At 58.9% G+C, this 17,772-nt stretch carries 15 protein-coding genes; 6 read left to right on the top strand and 9 right to left on the bottom strand.

Annotated features, from left to right (window positions below; all coding sequences use genetic code 11):
• Window positions 1-1,692 carry a class I adenylate-forming enzyme family protein gene (locus C0U40_RS17255; RefSeq protein ID WP_101657047.1) on the bottom strand — a complete coding sequence of 564 codons (1,692 nt, stop codon included), beginning with the start codon at window positions 1,690-1,692 and terminating at the stop codon, window positions 1-3.
• 432 nt (window positions 1,693-2,124) lie between these two features.
• Between C0U40_RS17255 and C0U40_RS17250 the strand changes: the two genes are divergently transcribed.
• From C0U40_RS17250 to C0U40_RS17235, 4 genes are read left to right on the top strand one after another with little or no spacing between them, the layout of a single operon-like run.
• Complete coding sequence (locus C0U40_RS17250; RefSeq protein WP_101657141.1) at window positions 2,125-2,985, top strand: FAD binding domain-containing protein; 861 nt, start codon at window positions 2,125-2,127, stop codon at window positions 2,983-2,985.
• Window positions 2,982-3,455, top strand: coding sequence for a (2Fe-2S)-binding protein (locus C0U40_RS17245; RefSeq protein ID WP_101657046.1), 474 nt, complete (start codon window positions 2,982-2,984; stop codon window positions 3,453-3,455). Before C0U40_RS17250 ends, C0U40_RS17245 begins: the two co-directional genes overlap by 4 nt.
• A gap of 1 nt (window position 3,456) precedes the next feature.
• Window positions 3,457-5,709, top strand: a complete 2,253-nt coding sequence (locus C0U40_RS17240) for a xanthine dehydrogenase family protein molybdopterin-binding subunit (protein ID WP_101657045.1) — start codon at window positions 3,457-3,459, stop codon at window positions 5,707-5,709.
• Window positions 5,702-5,947, top strand: a complete 246-nt coding sequence (locus tag C0U40_RS17235) for a MoaD/ThiS family protein (RefSeq protein ID WP_101657044.1) — start codon at window positions 5,702-5,704, stop codon at window positions 5,945-5,947. The genes C0U40_RS17240 and C0U40_RS17235 overlap by 8 nt, the downstream gene beginning before the upstream one ends.
• Before the next feature lie 113 nt (window positions 5,948-6,060).
• Here C0U40_RS17235 and C0U40_RS17230 read toward each other — a convergent pair whose 3' ends face one another.
• The 5 genes from C0U40_RS17230 to xylF all read right to left on the bottom strand — a co-directional run bounded on the left by C0U40_RS17230 (window position 6,061) and on the right by xylF (window position 11,247).
• Window positions 6,061-6,957 (bottom strand): alpha/beta fold hydrolase, encoded by an 897-nt coding sequence (locus C0U40_RS17230; RefSeq protein ID WP_286135072.1) that lies wholly within the window; start codon window positions 6,955-6,957, stop codon window positions 6,061-6,063.
• Between the two features lie 32 nt (window positions 6,958-6,989).
• The gene (locus C0U40_RS17225; RefSeq protein WP_101657042.1) at window positions 6,990-7,934 is read right to left on the bottom strand and encodes a glucokinase; all 945 of its coding nucleotides are present in this window, start codon (window positions 7,932-7,934) and stop codon (window positions 6,990-6,992) included.
• Window position 7,935: 1 nt separating this feature from the next.
• Window positions 7,936-8,706, bottom strand: a complete 771-nt coding sequence (locus C0U40_RS17220; protein ID WP_101657041.1) for an ATP-binding cassette domain-containing protein — start codon at window positions 8,704-8,706, stop codon at window positions 7,936-7,938.
• 12 nt (window positions 8,707-8,718) lie between these two features.
• Entirely contained in the window at window positions 8,719-10,047 is a 1,329-nt protein-coding gene (locus C0U40_RS17215; RefSeq protein WP_101657040.1) for a sugar ABC transporter permease, read from the bottom strand.
• 174 nt (window positions 10,048-10,221) lie between these two features.
• Window positions 10,222-11,247, bottom strand: coding sequence for a D-xylose ABC transporter substrate-binding protein (gene xylF / locus C0U40_RS17210; RefSeq protein WP_101657039.1), 1,026 nt, complete (start codon window positions 11,245-11,247; stop codon window positions 10,222-10,224).
• Between the two features lie 176 nt (window positions 11,248-11,423).
• On the opposite strand from xylF, the gene C0U40_RS17205 reads away from it, so the two are divergent.
• The gene (locus C0U40_RS17205; RefSeq protein WP_101657038.1) at window positions 11,424-12,632 is read left to right on the top strand and encodes an ROK family transcriptional regulator; all 1,209 of its coding nucleotides are present in this window, start codon (window positions 11,424-11,426) and stop codon (window positions 12,630-12,632) included.
• Complete coding sequence (locus tag C0U40_RS17200; RefSeq protein WP_353616051.1) at window positions 12,622-14,169, top strand: CRTAC1 family protein; 1,548 nt, start codon at window positions 12,622-12,624, stop codon at window positions 14,167-14,169. The genes C0U40_RS17205 and C0U40_RS17200 overlap by 11 nt, the downstream gene beginning before the upstream one ends.
• Window positions 14,170-14,175: 6 nt before the next feature.
• Here the strand turns inward: C0U40_RS17200 and C0U40_RS17195 are convergent, their stop codons facing one another.
• From C0U40_RS17195 to xylA, 3 genes are read right to left on the bottom strand one after another with little or no spacing between them, the layout of a single operon-like run.
• The gene (locus C0U40_RS17195; protein WP_101657036.1) at window positions 14,176-15,489 is read right to left on the bottom strand and encodes a cytochrome-c peroxidase; all 1,314 of its coding nucleotides are present in this window, start codon (window positions 15,487-15,489) and stop codon (window positions 14,176-14,178) included.
• Window positions 15,486-16,457 (bottom strand): aldose epimerase family protein, encoded by a 972-nt coding sequence (locus C0U40_RS17190; RefSeq protein ID WP_101657035.1) that lies wholly within the window; start codon window positions 16,455-16,457, stop codon window positions 15,486-15,488. Before C0U40_RS17190 ends, C0U40_RS17195 begins: the two co-directional genes overlap by 4 nt.
• 7 nt (window positions 16,458-16,464) lie before the next feature.
• Window positions 16,465-17,772, bottom strand: a complete 1,308-nt coding sequence (gene xylA / locus C0U40_RS17185) for a xylose isomerase (RefSeq protein WP_101657034.1) — start codon at window positions 17,770-17,772, stop codon at window positions 16,465-16,467.

The raw sequence follows: 17,772 nt of genomic DNA, 5'->3' as shown, positions 1-17,772 counted from the left end.
CTACTCCTTTGATAAACAGGCGCTGCGCAGGGCGCGACGGTCGAGCTTGTCGGTCGCACCGCGTGGCAGCGGGGTGGTTTGGAACCAGTAGCGGTCCGGTATCTTGAAATGGGCTATGTGAGCGGAAAGGAAACTGTTCAAGTCCTCAGCCGTGACGGTTTGCCCCTGTTGCAGCGTGATCCCCGCGCCTACGATTTCTCCCAGTCTTTCGTCGGGCACCGAGAAGGCACACGCCTCCCGCACGGCGGGATGCTTGTGCAACGCGCCTTCTACATCCAGACAGGCGATGTTTTCGCCGCCGCGGATGATGATGTCCTTCTTGCGATCTACAATCGTAACATAGCCGTCGGCGTCCAGTGTCGCCATATCACCCGTGCGCAGCCAACCGTCCTGAAATACTTCGGCGGTGGCATCGGGTTTGTTCAGGTAGCAGCGCATGTTTGCAGGGCTTTTCACGGTCAGTTCGCCCACTTCGCCAAGGGGAAGCGGCTGGCCGTTGTCGCCAAGGATCACAAGGTCCTGAACCGGGGGGAGCAAGCGGCCCGCAGAGCCGGGTTTATCGGCGTAATCGGGGCCGGTGATGCCAAGCCCGACAGCGTTGGTTTCGGTCATTCCCCAGCCCGAGGCCACGTTGGCCTGTGGAAAGGTCTCTCCTAGTTGGGCTACCTGCGCAGCAGGGCGTTTTGCACCACCAGCACCCACATATTGCAGACAGGGCAGGCTTGTGCCCATGCGTTTGGCCGCGGCCATCAGATCGGCGGACTGGGTGGGCACGCCAAGGAAGCGGGTAATCTTTTCCGCCTCGATTACGCGCACGGCCTCTTCCGCGTCCCATTTGTGCAGTAGCACCAGTTTCGCGCCCATTGGCAGGGACAGCAGGAACATCGGATGGGTGGCAGTGACGTGAAACAAGGGCGTTACGATCAGGATCGCCTGCGGTCCGGGATCAGGGGCAGGGGGTGCATCGGCAGGCGCCATCAGGGGCGGCAATACCAGAGACATCAGCCAGGTGAACACAGCAGACATCGCGCCGCGATGGGTTTGTACCACGCCTTTCGGGCGGCCGGTTGTGCCGGAAGAATACATCACCGCCATATCGTCGTCTGTGGCGATTTCCACATCGGGCCAGCCCGCAGGTCCGGCACTCTCCAGCAGGTCTTCGTAGCGCCGTGCGTCTTTCGGGGCGTCCCGCAGGGCGATCATGTCCGGCGCGGCATCCCCGAGCGCGGCTATGCGTTCAAACCGTGGTCCGTCAGCAAAGACCAGAATGGCACCGCTGTCTTTCAGCGCATATTCCAGTTCGTCTGTTGTCCACCAGGCGTTCATAAAGACCACCACCGCTCCGATGCTGGTGATCGCCATCATCAGGATCGGAAGTTCGGGATAGTTCCGCATTGCCAGCGCAACGCGGTCGCCCTGTTTGATGCCCAGTTCGTTTCTGAGCACCTTTGCCATTCTGCAAACATCCGTGCAAAAGGCGTCATAGCTCCACCGTTCGTCGCGGTAGACCAGATACTCGTCTGCGCCATTGCCGTGGGCCGCAGCGCTAGCCTGCAACAAGGCCCGTAGATGGAGCGGGGCGTTTTTGAACACGCGGTAATCCACGCCGCGGATTCTGGCCTGTTCAATTGCAAAACGCGGGTCCGTTGAAGTGATATGTGCGGCTGCCTGTTCCAGTGTCATTCCGCTCATGAGATTGGCCTGTTGTCAGGCGCGCATCGGCCAAAGGCCAGCATCGCGTGTAAGTTCATGTTGATCCGTCCTCCCAAACGGGTGGTGAGCCCGCTGACAGGCTACACACCAGCACAGCTACAGGTCATAACATCGGCCCTGACTTGGCAAGTGGCTTGCGAAAATTCCCTAGCGTAACGGAAATTTGACCCTAGGTCGTTTGTTGCCGGGCTTTGAAGATTTTCAATGGCCTAAGCCACAGATTAGCTTTTTCTTACTTGCGCCTGTGGCGTGGCACAGGCACGGTCTGCCCATATGTCGATTCTGGGTGTGCCGCCTGTCCAAAGGCGCTACCCTGTAGGCAAATCGGGAGAAGGGCGTTTGAAACGTCCTGTCCGGACAGGAACAAAGACGATAAAACGGGTGGCTTCCACCTATATACCAGGAGAAAACATGCAGTATCATACGCCAAGCAGTTTTGATGATGCAGTGGCACTCGCCAAAGACGCACAAGGCGTCACCCGCTTCCTTGCGGGTGGGACGGATGTGCTGGTGCAGTTGCGCGCAGACATTGTTACGCCAGATGTACTGATCGACATCAAGAAAATCGCAGGGGTTTCGGATATCACCCGCGAAGGCGACGGCTGGCGCATCGGCGTAGCGGTCACCGGTGCCGAGATGAGCGAACACGACACTCTGGGCAAGGAATGGCCGGGTCTGGTTGAGGCTATGGATCTGATCGGTTCAACACAGGTGCAGGGGCGCGCAACGCTGACCGGCAACCTGTGCAACGGCTCTCCGGCGGCGGACAGTGTGCCTGCAATGGTTGCGGCGGGTGTAACCGTGACAGTCACAGGGCCGAACGGCGAGCGTAAAGTCGCGGTTGAAGATATTCCCACGGCTCCGGGTAAAACCAGTCTGGAAGCGGGTGAACTGGTCACGGCCGTTCACGTTCCGGCACGGGGCAAATCCGGCGGCGACGCCTACCTGCGCTTTATTCCGCGCACCGAAATGGACATTGCGGTTGTGGGATGCGGTATCAACCTGCGCCTTGATGGCAAAAAGATCGTCGAAGCCCGTGTCGCACTGGGTGCGGTTGCCCCGACTGTGCTGCTGGTGGAAGAGGCTGCAAACGCGATCATCGGCACCGAACTGGATGACGCTGCACTTGAAGCGCTGGCAGAGGCCGCAAGTGCCGCGTGTAATCCCATCAACGACAAACGCGGAACCATCAAGTTCCGCACCCATGTTGCCGGCGTGTTGGCAAAACGCGCAGCAAAAATTGCATACCAACGGGCGGAGGCCGCATCATGATCCACGTAAATACCAAAGTTAACGGCGACGACGTTGAATTTCTCTGTGATCCGCGCGAAACCCTGCTGGACGCGCTGCGCGACAAGCTGGGCCTGACAGGCGCAAAAGAAGGCTGCGGCACCGGCGATTGCGGTGCCTGTTCGGTGACCATGGACGGGCGGCTTGTCTGCTCCTGTCTGGTGCTTGGCGCCGAGGCAGAGGGTAAGGAAATCGCCACGGTCGAAGGTATGGCCGAAGGGGAAAACCTGCACATCCTGCAAGAGAAGTTCATCGAACATGCAGCGCTGCAATGCGGAATCTGTACTCCGGGTATTCTGGTCGCAACCAAAAACCTGCTGGAAAAACACCCCGAGCCGACCGAGACGCAAGTGCGCTACTGGCTTGCAGGCAACCTGTGCCGCTGCACAGGCTATGACAAAATCATTCGCGCGGTTATGGAAACCGCTGCCGATCTGAGAAAGGCTTCCTGATATGGCGTTCGACGAGACAAAAACAGAAGATTTCAAAGTTGTCGGCCAACGGGTAAAACGCCCCGACGGTGTGGACAAAGTGACCGGTAAAGCCAAATTCGGCGCGGATGCCGTGGCGCCGGGCATGCTGTTTGCAGCGATTGTCCGCTCGCCGCATGCCCATGCGCGGATCGTGAAGATCGACACCTCCAAGGCCGAAGCACTGAGTGGTGTCAAAGGCATCGTCACCCGCGCGGATTTCGCGACCGGCCTGACGGGCGGCGATCTAGACGTCCTTGAAAACGTTATGGCGGGCGAAAAAGCGCTCTATGACGGTCACGCGGTTGCAGCCGTAGCGGCAACATCGCAGTTGGTCGCACGGGATGCAGCCAAACTGGTTGAAGTGGAATACGAAGTTCTGCCGCACGTGACGGATGTAGACAAGGCGATGGCATCGGATGCGCCGGTCATTCGCGAAGGGGCGGCAGACCAATCCGTTCCCGAAGGAATGCACCCGAATGTTGTACGCTATCACGAAAGCGGCCACGGCGATATCGAAGCCGGTTTCGCAGAGGCCGATCTGGTGGTTGAAGACAGCTTCAAAACCGAAGCGACCCATCAGGGCTATATTGAACCCCACGCCTGTCTTGCCCAGCTTGGCGGCGACAATAAGGGCGAACTCTGGTGCTGCACGCAAGGTCACTGGAACGTGCAAAAGCTCTGTGCGGCGATGCTGGGTCTGGAAACTTCGCAACTGCGGGTGACAGCCTCTGAAATCGGGGGTGGTTTCGGTGGTAAAACTGCCGTCTTCATCGAACCCGTAGCACTGGCGCTGTCACGCAAAACCAACCGTCCGGTGAAACTGGTGATGAGCCGCTCTGAAGTCTTCCGCGCTACAGGCCCGACGGCGTCTACTTCTATGGACATCAAGATCGGGATGAAAAAGGACGGCACCATCACCGCCGGTCAGGGGACTTTCCGTCTGCAAGGCGGGGCTTTCCCCGGTGCGCCGATGGAATTTACCGCCATGTGTGCGTTTGCGCCCTATAACCTGCAAAACGTAAAACAGGTCGGCTATGACGTAATGGCCAACCGCCCGAAACAGGCAGCCTACCGCGCGCCCGGCTCGCCAATGGCAGCTTTTGCGGTGGAAAGCGTGATTGACGAGCTGTGCAAGAAACTCGGCCTCGACCCCATCGAAGTGCGCCTGAAAAACGCCTCCAAGCAAGGCACCAAAGCCAGCTTTGGCCCAACGTGGGATCGTATCGGTCTGGTGGAAACACTGGAAGCCGCGCAATCCCACCCGCATTATTCGGCACCGCTGAAAGAGGGGCAGGGCCGTGGCATTTCCTGCGGTTTCTGGTTCAACCACGGTGGCGAAACCTCTGTGACGCTGGCCCTGTCCGAAGACGGGACAGCGCAGCTTTCGGTAGGGACACCGGACATCGGCGGCTCTCGTGCGTCTATGGCGCAAATGGCGGCTGAGGAACTGGGCATTCCTTATGAAAACATCCGCACCACAATCGCGGATACGGCAACGCTCGGCTATAACGAGGTGTCTCATGGCTCTCGTGTGACCTATGCCTCCGGTCTGGCCACCATCAAGGCAGCCCGCGCAGCGGTGAAAATCCTCTGCGCCCGTGCGGCTGCAAAATGGGGCATCGACGAGGACGCAGTAGTCTGGGAAAACGGCTGTGCCAAACCATCCGGCCCGAATGCGGGAGAGTTCGACCCGCTGCCCATCGAAAAGCTCACCCGCAGCATGGGGCGCACTGGCGGTCCTATCGTGGGCCACTTCGAAGCAACTCCCGAAGGCGCTGGCGTGTCCTTTGCCACCCATATCGTCGATGCGGAAGTGGACAAGGAAACCGGCCAGACCAAAGTCGTGCGCTACACCGTAGTGCAGGACGCAGGCAAGGCGATCAATCCGGCCTATGTGGAAGGCCAGTTCCAAGGCGGTGCAGCCCAAGGCATCGGCTGGGCGCTGAATGAGGAATACATCTACGGCGAGGACGGGCGTTTGCAGAACTCTGTTTTCCTTGACTACCGTATTCCTGTGGCCTCCGACCTGCCGATGATTGACACTGTGATTGTCGAAGTCCCGAACCCCGGCCACCCTTACGGTGTTCGCGGTGTGGGCGAGACATCCATCTGTCCGCCACTGGCTGCCATTGCCAACGCTGTGTCCAATGCGGCGGGCGTGCGTCTGAAGGAACTGCCAATGTCGCCACCGCGCATTCTGGCGGCGCTTGAAGATCAGGCGAACAATGGTTGAGGTAAACCTCTGGTCCGGCCTGCGTGCCTTTGCTGATGGCAAGGATTGCGTAGAGGTGGATGCAAAAAACGTCGGCGAGGTCCTTTCGGGCCTCGTCGAGAAATACCCCGGGCTTGAGCATGTCATCGAAGCGGGCGTATCGGTTGCCGTGGACGGCAAGGTCATCGCCAGCGGCCTGACTGAACCCGTCAAACCGGATAGCGAAGTTTACCTGATGCAGCAGCTTAAGGGCGGCTGACGGGCTAGCCTTCCATCGCTCTTTTTGGGATAAATATCCAAGTTCTGCCGTTGCTCCGGCAGGTGAATTTACAGTTAACACAACCGGTTAGAGTCACCGGTTAATGTGCCGGACTAACTTGTCCGGTGCAGGAAGATGTTGATCTGGTCGGCCACCCAATCGGGTTGCTGGTGCAAAATCCAGTGATCCGCCGTGTCGTGTTCCGCCACAGTCAGATCATCGCAGTATTGTGCCAGACCGTCCCGTGTTTCAGGTCGCAGCGCTGTGTCCTTCATACCCCAAAGCAGCAAATGCGGCATGGTGATGCGCAAATCGGAAGGGGTCCATTTTGGCAGCTTCTCAGGGGCTATCGGCTTGCCCGGTTCCGCCACCAGCAGCGGCGTGGCGCGGTACCAGTTGATCATGGCGCGCACTCCGGCTTCATCCCGCCACGCGCGGTGGTATTCGGCGCGCAGCTCATCGGTCAGCCAGCTCATGTCCATCTTATCAGAGAACAGGGCAAACATCCGCTCGAAATTGTTTTCCGCCAGCTTCTTTTCAGAGCCGGGGGCGCGCAACCATTCGATATACTGGCTTGCTTCGGACTGGTCCCCTCCTGCGGCCAGTTCTGTCTGAAAAGGAGCAGGGTGGACCCCATTGGCGATGATCAGACGTTCAATCATACCGTCGGGCGCACGCATGGCGCAGGCATAGGCGATGGAAGCGCCCCAGTCGTGGCCGATCAATGCTGCACATTTGCCTTTGCCAAAACGCTCGATCATGGCCAGCACATCGGCTGCCAGATGTTTGGCTGCATAATCGGGGACATCGCCTTCACGCCAAGACCCGCCATAACCGCGCTGGTCCGGTGCGACGCAATAATACCCTTCCGCAAACTCTGGCATGACCTTGGCCCATGCGCCGCAGTATTCGGGGAAACCGTGCAAAAACAACAGCAGAGGTTTTCCGGGTGTACCTGCTGTCAGGGCGTGAAATCTCTTGCCGTTCAGATCGAAATGGATGTTTTGCACGATGCTCTCCGCTGTCCTCTTTCGATACAAGTCTAGGCAGGGTCCTTCGCTGTTTCCAGACATCCTGACAGTGCCGCAGCGTCATCCACGATGAGACCTAGCGGAATATCCCGCAAGACATGTTCCATCGGTCCGCTTCGGTCCAGCGGCGCTGTCAGTTCGTTTGCACAACCACCCCCGAGCAAGCTGCGCGCTACACTTCCGGCAAGGTATATACCGTCCTTTGGCATGAAATGCAGCGCAAGCGACGGCAGATAAAGTGCGACCAGTTTGCGATAGAGATCACGGGCTTGCGCGGCTTGTGGATCGGTTCCGGCTTCTGCGTGGCTGGCGATGGCTTCACCTGAACAGGTCTTGCCTGACAACTGCTGGAAAAGGCGTTCAAAACCTCGGCCGGACAGAATGTCCTCGACAGTGGTGCTGGCTTCGGGCGCCGTGCCAAGCGTTCTTGCCAGCAAATCAGCCATATCGCGGGGCAGGGGTGTGTGACCGATTTCGGCTGCGACAACCCCGTCGCGCCCGGCCATAGTAATCCGCGTGGCACAATTCACGCCGGTGCCCAAACCGAGCACCACGGTCTGCCCGTTGCCGCGCGTCTTGTTGCCTTGGCGGATCTGTGTAACCTGATCGGGCGCCAGACAGGCCGTTGATCGCGCCAGTGCAGAGAGATCATTGATCAATCGCAACCCCGGCGCGCCGGTCGCGCGGGCCGCAGCTTGGGCATCAATCACCCAATTGCGGTTTGTCAGTTCTGCCACGTCTCCGGCCACTGGACCTGCCACGGCGATACAGCCCCCGTTTACGCCTCGGGGCGGGGGGCATTCGGTCAGGTAGGTTTGCAGCACATCGCCAAATTGCGCGAAATCCTTGTTGGGGAAACTGCGCTGCGTGCCTGCCAACAGCCCCGCATCATCGCCATAGGCAAAGCGGGCGTTGGTGCCGCCGATATCGGCCAGAAGATAACAGGCGCTGCTCACGTTAGTGTGCCGCCGCCGTTTCGGGCTTTTTGCCCATGATAATCATCGACAGAATGTCGTCTTCTGTTACATCTTCCACGCGCTCTGTTCCCACAAGCTGGCCGTTTTTCATCACCGAAACACGGTCGCAGAGTTCCATCATTTCGCGGGTATCGTGGCTGATCAGGAAAATGCCAAGCCCCTGTTTCTTCAATTCCTGGATCAGGTCGGCCACCATTTGGGTCTCGTGTACGCCAAGCGCGGCTGTCGGTTCGTCCATGATCAGGATGCGGGCATTGAAATAGACCGCGCGGGCAATGGCAACAGACTGGCGCTGCCCGCCTGACAGGGCTGAAACCGGCTCTTTCAGCTTTTTGAAATTGGGGTTCAGCCGTGCCATGATCTTGCGGGTTTCGGATTCCATTCGCGCATCATCGACAAACCCGATGCTGTTGGTCAGCTCGCGCCCGAGAAACAGGTTTGACGGGGCGTCCAGATTATCCGCCAGCGCCAGCGTCTGGTAGATGGTCTCGATGTTATAATCCCGTGCATCGCGGGGGCTGGAAATTTCGGCTTTTTTACCGTCGATCCAGATCTCGCCTCCGTCCCGTTGATAAGCACCGGACAGGATTTTGATCAATGTGGATTTACCTGCCCCGTTATGGCCGAGCAGCCCGACGACTTCGCCCGGATAAAGGTCAAGGCTGACGTGATCCACGGCGCGGATGCCGCCGAAAGAGATCGAGATGTCACGCAGTTCCACAAGCGGTTTTTGGGTGTGTGTCTGTGTCATGTTCCGGTACCCTTACTTGGAGTTGCGGCGGTAAAGAATGTCGAGAAAGACTGCGAAGACCAAAACGGAGCCGACAACAACTTGCTGAATGGCGGCATCAAAGCCGATCAAAACCATGCCGGTTTGCAGCGATTGCATCACGAATGCGCCCAGCACCGCGCCGTAGATGGTGCCCACGCCTCCGGCCAGTGACGTCCCGCCGATCACAGCGGCTGCGATCACGTAAAGTTCGTCCAGTGTTCCAAGAGAGTTGGTTGCAGAGCCGAGCCGTGCCGAAGCCACCACGGCGGAAAGGCCGGTCAGGAACCCCATCAGGGCAAAGATTTTCACGGTCATCCAGCGGGTGTTGATGCCTGCCAGCTCTGCCGCTTCAGGGTTGCCTCCAATGGCATAGACATAGCGGCCAAATCGGGTGCGCGACATCAGGATGGTCATCAGTATTGCTACGGCCACAAGGATCAGCACCGGAATGGCAAAGCCGTGAGAGATGAACAATCCGCCTTCAGGCACCGTAATTCCTGTTTCTGCCACATGGCGTCTGACGATGCCTTTAGGCCAGTAATAGGCGTTCACCAGCAATACCGCGCCGATCACCGCACCGCAGCCTGCGATTGCAAGAAAGGTTTCCGCCCAGACAGGGCGCATCGGAAAGCCGAACCCCCGCCGGCGTTTCCGCCCGAGCCACATCATGCCAAGCACCGCTGCACAGCCGATTGCGCCGATAATCCAGCTTCCGGTCGCGCCGATGGCGCCATATGGGCCGCCGCCCAGCAGGGCAAAGGTAGGATCAACCGGAGAGATTGTTTCGCCCCGTGCCACCAGAAACGCAGCCCCGCGCCAGACAAGCAGCCCGCCCAGTGTGACGATAAACGCCGGAATCTTGCCGTAGGCGATCAGAAATCCGTGGAGCGCGCCGACCATTGTACCCACCAGCAGGCCGGAACAAATCGCCAGTATCCAGAGCAGCGGATGCCCGAGCCCGATAAGTTGGGGCAAGATATAGACCTGTGTAACCCCCATAATCATGGCACAGAAGCCCAGAACCGAACCGACCGAAAGATCGATATGGCGGGTCACAATGACCAGCACCATACCTGTTGCCATGATCCCGATAGAAGCGGTCTGCACTGACAGGTTCCACAGGTTGCGCGGTGTCAGAAAGGCACCAAAGCCGTGGGCAAGCTGGCCATACAGGTGAAAACCGACCCAGATCAGCGCCAGCGCACCGATCATCCCCAAAAGTCGGGTGTCCAGTTCTGTTGCCTGAATAAAGCGGGCAAAGAGGCCGGTCGGCCTGTGTGGGGCGGTAGCAGCCGGAGTGTTGGCGGTGTTATCGGTCATAAGCGGTGTCCCGAACCAGTGTCTGTAAGAGTCAGCTAAGCGTACCGTATCCCTAGACCTCGTAGCGTAGTCAGAAGCCTGTAGATCCGGCCGACAAGAGCCTTAGAAATTGGAGTGAAGGAATTAGGGGCAGGGCACAGCCGGACTGGTCCGGCAATGCCCTTGTTGATTGGATCAGCAGCCTGTAACGCCGTCCATTGCGCCTTCACAGACCTTGTCTTTGGCGATATGGCCTGCGTCGATCACAACATTGATGTTGTCTTTGGTGATTGGTGTCGGTTCCAGAAAGATGGCGTTCATTTCTACGCCTTTGGAACCGCCGGACCATTTAACAGCACCCTCAACAGCATCAAGTGCTGTGCCACCGGCCAGAGCAACGGCGATTTCAGCGGCAGCCGTGCCAAGCTGGCGGGAGTCTTTCCAGACGGAAACGGTCTGGGTGCCCCGTGCCACACGGTTGAGTGCCGCGTGGTCACCATCCTGTCCGCCGACCGGTACTTCCATACCTTGCGCTGCCAGTGCAGCAATTACGCCGCCAGCCATACCGTCGTTTTCCGCCAGAACCGCATCAACATTGTTGTTGTTGGCGGTCAGGATCTGCTCCATGTTTTTTTGGGCATTGTCCGGTTTCCACCCGTCCGAGAAAGCCTCTCCGACGATTTTGATCTTTCCGGCGTCTACATCATCACCGATCACTTCCATCATACCTTCCAGCAGGAAGGCCGCATTCGGATCGCCTTTGTCGCCTTTGATGATGGCAAAATTGCCTTCAGGTTGTACGGCAGTCACGGTTTCCGCGATGATCCGGCCCACGCCTTTGTTGTCAAATGTCAGATAAAAGGTACGGTCGTCTTCGATCAGACGGTCATAGCCGACGACCGGAATTCCCTCGTCATCCGCTTTATCAACTGCCGGTCCGATGGCATCCTTGTCCATCGCCAGAATAATCAGCGCATCGGCACCTTGTGCGATCAATGCTTCTACATCGGTAAGCTGTTTCGCGGCAGAGGCCTGTGCATCAGCGGAAATGTATTTTGCACCCGCAGCTTCCAGCGCCTTTTTGATGGCTGCTTCGTCGGTTTTCCAGCGTTCCTCCTGAAAATTCGACCAGCTTACGCCCACAGTCAGATCGGCGGCCAGCGACATGGTTGTCATGGCAGCTGTGGCCACAGCCGCAAGCGCGACAGTAAATTTTTTCATGGTTCCCTCCCAAGGATAATGCGACCCGCACATGTCCGCGTTTTGGACTGCGGGTGTAGAAAAGTGATAGCAGTTTTAATTTGAAAATCAAATTAAATCAGGGCAAACTGGTTTAAGTGGGATTTTACGTAATAATCCCCTAGATTTAGACCCACAGTATTCTGGGAGCGGCACCAATGATCGGACAGCAACGCAGTTTTGGCAGGCGGGTTCTACTGGCAGCGATTCGCCAGAACAGCCCGATTGCGCGTATCGATCTGTCTGAACAGACAGGCATCAGCCGCGCCACAGTGACAACAGTAACCGCCGAACTGATCCGCGCAGGACTGGTTGAGGAAGTGGCAGCACAGGGTACGGAAATGGCGCGTGGACGCCCGCGCGTGGATCTGAAAATCCGCGGTGCGGCCCATCTGGTGGCAGGCATAAAAATCGCCAACAGCTCGCTTTCACTGGTGCTGATGGATTTTGAAGGCAACCAACTGGCCGAGCACAGCCATGTTCTTTCCAAAACGACACTCGGCACAGAGGCTTTGGTGGAGGAACTTGCCGGTGCGCTTGGCGATATGTTGACGCCGCTGGGCAAGTCTGTGTCGGATCTGTCGGGGGTCGGTGTCGGGATTGCGGGGATTGTCGATGTGCAACAGGGGCTTGTCCACTGGTCGCCCTCCTTGTCTGATCGCAACATAAACCTGCGCAGTGCAATTGATACGGCGCTGGGTGTTCCCGCCTTTGTGGACAATGATGCAAACCTTGTGGCCATGGCCGAGAAAAGCTTTGGTCTGGGGCGTGAAGCAACGGATTTTATCGTTGTCACCATCGAAAGCGGTGTTGGTATGGGGATTGTCATCAATAATGAAATCTACCGTGGGACGCGCGGATGCGGTGCGGAATTCGGCCATACCAAAGTCCATCTGGACGGAGCACTCTGCCGCTGCGGCCAGCGGGGGTGTCTGGAGGCTTACGTCGCCGATTATGCGCTGCTGCGCGAGGCCAGCGTAACCCACGCAGGTGCAGGCGCGTTGACAGGGGAAACGGACGAGCAACGGATCGAGGCCTTGTTGCAGCGGGCCCATGACGGCGATCCGGTCGCAGGTAACATCGTTCTGCGGGCGGGGCGGATGTTTGCGATGGGGCTGGCCAATATCGTCAATATTTTCGATCCACAGCTGATCGTACTGGCAGGGGAACGGATGCAATCCAACCATCTTTACGCCGAGGAAGTGATTGCAGGGATCAAAGACTCCATCGTTCAGGTGGACCAGTCCCCGCCGGAAGTGGTGATCCATCGCTGGGGCGATCTGATGTGGGCCAAGGGGGCTGCGGCCTATGCGCTGGAAGGTGTTGAGGAGATGGCCGTTGAAGCCTTGCGTGCAGGTGAAATTTAAACCGCTGGCCCTGCTGGCTGCGGTTATTGCTGCTCCGGTTGTAGCGGAACCGGCGTTCCGCCCCGTGACCGTGCCCGAACACATTTACACCGGCGGTTGGGAGCATTTTGTAGGCGGCGGTGTTGCCGTGCTGGATTGCGATCAGGACGGGTATCCGGATCTTTATGTGGCAGGTGGCGAAACCCCTGCGCTGCTGTTGCGCAATGCTACGGCTGAAGCGGGGGAACTGGCGTTTTCCGCCGTGCCCGCCAATGCAGCGGCTGTAACGGGCGTGACCGGTGCCTATCCGCTGGATATAGACAGTGACGGTTTTGCTGATCTGGCGGTGCTTCGGGTCGGGGAGAACCTGCTGTTGCAGGGCGGTCCGGAATGTCGTTTTACCCCGTTTGATAATTTGGGCTTTCAGGATGTATCGGCTTGGACAACTGCCTTTTCCGCCACATGGGAGGGCGGAGCGAAGCTGCCCACGCTTGCCTTTGGCAATTACGTCAATCGGGATGATCCGGACGGCCCGTTCGAGGCCTGTGATGTGAATTACCTCTATCGCCCCGAAGGCGAAGTTTACGGCGCGCCAATCCCGCTGTCTCCGGGGCTTTGCCCGCTGTCTATGTTGTTCAGCGACTGGTCCCGTAGCGGGCGGGCTGATCTGCGGTTCAGCAATGACCGGCATTATTACGTGACCGGCGGGCAGGAACAGCTTTTGAAAATGGCAGAAAGCCCGCGTTTCTACACCGCAGACGAAGGCTGGCGCGAACACAAGCTCTGGGGAATGGGGATCGCCAGCCGTGACCTGACAGGGGACGGATTGCCAGACGTCATGATGACCTCGATGGGGGACCAGCGGTTGCAGTTTCAGGATGGCAGTGGACAAAAACCCGCATTCTCGGATGCGCCTTACGATCTTGGCGCCACGGCGCAGCGGCCCTTTACAGGGGGCGACGGGCGGCCCTCTACCGGCTGGCACGTGCAATTCGGCGATGTGCAAAACGACGGGCTGGACGACATCTTTATTGCCAAAGGCAATGTCGAACAGATGCCGGGTCTGGCGATGAAAGACCCAAACAATCTGCTGGTACAGGACGCGGACGGGAGTTTCACCGAAACGGCAGAGGCGGCGGGCGTGGCCAGCCTGCACCGCGGACGCGGCGGCGCTTTGGTGGATCTGGACCGTGACGGGCTGCTTGATCTGGTGGTGGTGAACCGCCGTGCGCCACTGGAGGTTTACCGGAACGTAACACCGGACGCGGGGCGCTGGACAAGTCTGCGGCTTGCGCAAACAGGTGTGAACAAAAACGCCGTGGGTGCGTGGTTAGAGGTAACGGCGGATGACCGACACTACAGCCGCGAGATCACGGTGGGCGGGGGACACGCGGGCGGGCAGCTTGGGCCGGAGCATTTCGGGCTTGGGGAGGCATCGGCGTTTTTGGTTCGGGTGATCTGGCCGGACGGAGTCACAAGTGACTGGACTACGCTGGCCAGCGATACCGCTTATGTGATCCGCGCGGATGGCACCCGACTGGCGGTTGCGCCGGAATGAAGCGGGTCATTCGACGGGCAAACCGCTTGGCACTGTCTCGGGCACGCCCAGCCGCCCCTTCAGGCTGACCGGATCGCTCAGGCTTGCAAGAAAGGCAAGGATTGCGTCGATTTCAGGCTCGCTCAGCTGAACCGGAGCCAGTTCAATGGCAGCTGCGATCCGGTCAGTTTCGCCCTTGTCGGTAAGATTGGTAAAATCCTCGGCCCCCACCAGTTCGGGGAGCAGGGATTGCGCCTTCGTATAGCGCCGCAAAGACGCCTCTGGTGAGAGGTGATGTAACACCATCTCCCGCAGATCGGCAAAAGCACCGTTGTGCCCGTAGGGCGCGGTTTGCGCCACGTTGCGCAGGGACGGGGTGCGAAACCGGTAGGCGTCCTCTGCCGCGCCTGTGACGCGCATCCGGCCTTCGTCTTTCTTGTGCCGCTCGAACCGTGCCGCTTTTCCCGGTCCGATCTGGGGTAGGCCGATGGCGTGAAACCCGTGATCAGTCTGGAATTGTCCCGCGTGGCACGCATCACAGCCTGCCTTGCCGTAAAACAGCTCCATTCCCAGCGCCGCTGCGGGGGCAAGCGGGATGCCGTCCCGCAGGAATTGGTCAAACGGGCTGTCGTCTGCGCGCCATTCAAACGCCATGAAGGCGGCAATCGCATTGGAAATGTCAGAGAAATGCAGCGGGGATTTGGTGCCTTCAAGCGCTGCAAACCCGCGCGCGTACTCCGGTATGGCCGCAACCCGTGCAGACAGGATCGCCCAGGCGCCGTTTGGTCCGGTAAAGAAGCCCTGCCGCACGGCCTGGGCCACATCGTTTTCGGAATAATGCCCTGCCATTTCGTCGGGCGAGAGCACCGGAAACATGGTCTGGGCTGAAAGAACCCCGTTAAACCCCTGTTCCATATCCGCACCAAGCGGGGTGCGAAACCCCATCGGGTCGGTATCGTCCGCCTCAAGCCGACCATCGTGAAACAGGGTCTGGAACTGGGTTGCGCCGAGATTGAACAGGGCAGGTGCATTGCGCGGGATGCGCTGTTCGGGGAGGTTGTCCGGATCGCTGCGCCGCGCTGGTCCAAGCCCGATGCCCCCATCCCCCAGCCCGAGAGATACCCCGTCAGATGTCGCAAGCCGCGGGTGGTGGCAGGTGGCGCAGGACACGGTTTTATTGCCGCTCAGGATCGGGTCATAGAACAGCAGTTGCCCCAGACGCACCTGCGCCATATCGGGCTTTGAAAACTGCGCATTCGCTTGCGGCAGCGGACCGGATGCAGCCGGAAAAGCCAAGGCAATCAGGGCGCTGGCCAGCAGGATCGGGCGGAGCGGGGTCATGGTGTCTCCGGCATCAGGGATACGGTCACAGTCGCAGCGTAGGGGTGATCCGGTGTGACCACAATACTCGGGTAGTCCGGCCTGTTGATCGCATCGGGATAGCCTTGGGGTTCCAGACATATCGCACCAAAGGCGCGGTGCGTTTGCCCCTGCAGCGGCGCGGCACGTTCCGACAGATGCTGCGCGGTATAGACCTGCAGTCCGGGCTGGTCCGTAGCCAGCGTCAGCGCAAGGCCGCTGTGGGACAGATGCACTTGCGGGGAAGCCGCGTTCAGGCAGTAGTTCAGATCAATGCCTGCCCTGTGCGGGTCGGCGGTACGGATGGATTTCCCGTCGCGAAAATCAAGCGGCTGCCCCGCAAGCGACAGGGCAGAGCCAAGGGGGATACCATTGGCATCTGTGGGCAGCAGCGCATCGGCGTCGATCCGCAGGCGGTGATCCCTAATCGTGCCGTGCCCCGCAAGATTGTAATAGGAATGCTGTGCCAGATTGATCGGGGTCGGGCGGTCTACCGTCGCGCGCATCCTGTAGCTCAGGCTGTTGCCCTCCAGCGTGATAAGAACCTCAAAATCTACCGCAGCCGGAAATCCCTGATCGCCGTGAGGGGAATGCAGCGTCAGCCGCAGGGCGCTGGTGCCATCCGCTTCCGCCTGCCACAGACGTTTGTGCAACCCGTCCGCCCCGCCGTGCAGAACGTGTGGACCTTCGTTCGGGGGCAGGTGATAGGTTTCCCCGTCCAGTTCAAACCGCCCGTGGGCGATCCGGTTCGCCACCCGCCCGACAATACCCCCCAGAAACTGCGGATTGTCCAGATAGGCGGCAGGTTCCCGATAGCCGAGCACGATGCTGCGGGACGGCCCGCCAAGATCGGTGCGCCAGCTTTGCGTGACCGCACCAAGATTCAGCAGCGTCACCGCAGACTCTGCGCCCGTCAGAGTAAAAGCGCGAATGTCTGCGGGGACGGGCATCGCGGGATCAGACGAAACGGTTCACGATGTTTTCCAGCCGTTCCTGTTTACCACTGCGGGGCTCTGGCGCGATGTCGCCTGAAACGACCTTTTCAAAGATGCTGTCGAAATCGCTGTCGAGCATCGCCTTGGCCGTAGGGTCATCCCAGCCACTGTAACGCTCTTGCAGGGCGCTCTCCAGCCCGCCGTCCTCGATCATCGCGGCGGCGGCTTTCAGCCCGCGGGCGCAGATGTCCATCGCCCCTGTGTGTGCGGCGATCAGATCGGAAGCATCCAGTGACTGGCGCCGCAGTTTGGCGTCAAAGTTGGTACCACCGGTGGTAAACCCGCCCGCTTTCAGGATGTGATAATAGGCCAGCGCAACTTCGGGAACGTTGTTGGGAAATTGGTCTGTGTCCCATCCCGACTGGTAATCGTTCCGGTTCATGTCAATCGAACCGAACACCCCAAGGGCTGCAGCCGTCGCGATTTCATGTTCAAAACTGTGACCCGCAAGGATCGCATGACCCTGTTCGAGGTTCAGCTTCACCTCGTTTTCCAACCCGTATTTTTGCAGGAAACCATAACAGGTGGCCGCGTCATAATCGTACTGGTGTTTAGAAGGTTCCTGCGGTTTGGGTTCCACAAGGATCGTCCCCTTGAAACCGATCTTGTGCTTGTACTCCACCACCATATTCAGGAAGCGGCCCATGTGATCCAGCTCTCGCCCCATATCGGTGTTAAGCAGGGTCTCGTAGCCTTCACGCCCACCCCAGAGCACGTAATTCTCGCCGCCCAGTTTCTGCGTCGCGTCCATGCAAGTTTTCACTGTTGCGGCGGAATAGGCGAACACATCGGGATCGGGGTTTGTCGATGCGCCGGACATCCAGCGACGGTGGCTGAACATATTGGCTGTGCCCCACAACAGCTTGATGTTGCGGGATGACATTTTTTCACCGAAATAATCGATGATTTCCTCAAAATTCCGCAGGCTTTGTGCAAATGTGTCGCCTTCGGGCCGGATGTCTGCATCGTGCCAGCAGTAATAGGGCTGGCCGATGATGTCGAACATCTCAAAGGCCACGTCGGCTTTCAGCTTGGCACGGGATTGGTTGTCCTGCGGGTGCCACGGACGTTCAAATGTGGCGCCGCCGAAGGGGTCGCCGCCCTCCCACGCAAAGGAATGCCAATAGGCGATGGCGAAGCGTAGGTGGTCCTCCATCCGCTTGCCCATCACCATTTCGTCGGGGTTGTAATGGCGGTAGTCGAATTCCGTGCCTTCTCCGTCGCCGACGAATTTTGCTGGGGAAATGCCGTCAAAGAAACCTGTTGTCAT

Source organism: Neptunicoccus cionae (assembly GCF_002860325.1).
In the GTDB taxonomy this organism is placed as follows: Bacteria; Pseudomonadota; Alphaproteobacteria; order Rhodobacterales; family Rhodobacteraceae; genus Amylibacter; species Amylibacter lutimaris.
This window is presented reverse-complemented; position numbering and strand designations above follow the sequence as displayed.

Bases quoted from the DNA above. Each gene is read 5' to 3' on its own strand.
- C0U40_RS17235 (WP_101657044.1), top strand. From the start codon at position 5,702: ATGGTTGAGGTAAACCTCTGGTCCGGCCTGCGTGCCTTTGCTGATGGC.
- C0U40_RS17255 (WP_101657047.1), bottom strand. From the start codon at position 1,692: ATGAGCGGAATGACACTGGAACAGGCAGCCGCACATATCACTTCAACG.
- C0U40_RS17220 (WP_101657041.1), bottom strand. From the start codon at position 8,706: ATGACACAGACACACACCCAAAAACCGCTTGTGGAACTGCGTGACATC.
- C0U40_RS17205 (WP_101657038.1), top strand. From the start codon at position 11,424: ATGATCGGACAGCAACGCAGTTTTGGCAGGCGGGTTCTACTGGCAGCG.
- C0U40_RS17195 (WP_101657036.1), bottom strand. From the start codon at position 15,489: ATGACCCCGCTCCGCCCGATCCTGCTGGCCAGCGCCCTGATTGCCTTG.
- C0U40_RS17190 (WP_101657035.1), bottom strand. From the start codon at position 16,457: ATGCCCGTCCCCGCAGACATTCGCGCTTTTACTCTGACGGGCGCAGAG.
- C0U40_RS17240 (WP_101657045.1), top strand. From the start codon at position 3,457: ATGGCGTTCGACGAGACAAAAACAGAAGATTTCAAAGTTGTCGGCCAA.
- xylF (WP_101657039.1), bottom strand. From the start codon at position 11,247: ATGAAAAAATTTACTGTCGCGCTTGCGGCTGTGGCCACAGCTGCCATG.
- C0U40_RS17215 (WP_101657040.1), bottom strand. From the start codon at position 10,047: ATGACCGATAACACCGCCAACACTCCGGCTGCTACCGCCCCACACAGG.
- xylA (WP_101657034.1), bottom strand. From the start codon at position 17,772: ATGACAACAGGTTTCTTTGACGGCATTTCCCCAGCAAAATTCGTCGGC.
- C0U40_RS17245 (WP_101657046.1), top strand. From the start codon at position 2,982: ATGATCCACGTAAATACCAAAGTTAACGGCGACGACGTTGAATTTCTC.
- C0U40_RS17250 (WP_101657141.1), top strand. From the start codon at position 2,125: ATGCAGTATCATACGCCAAGCAGTTTTGATGATGCAGTGGCACTCGCC.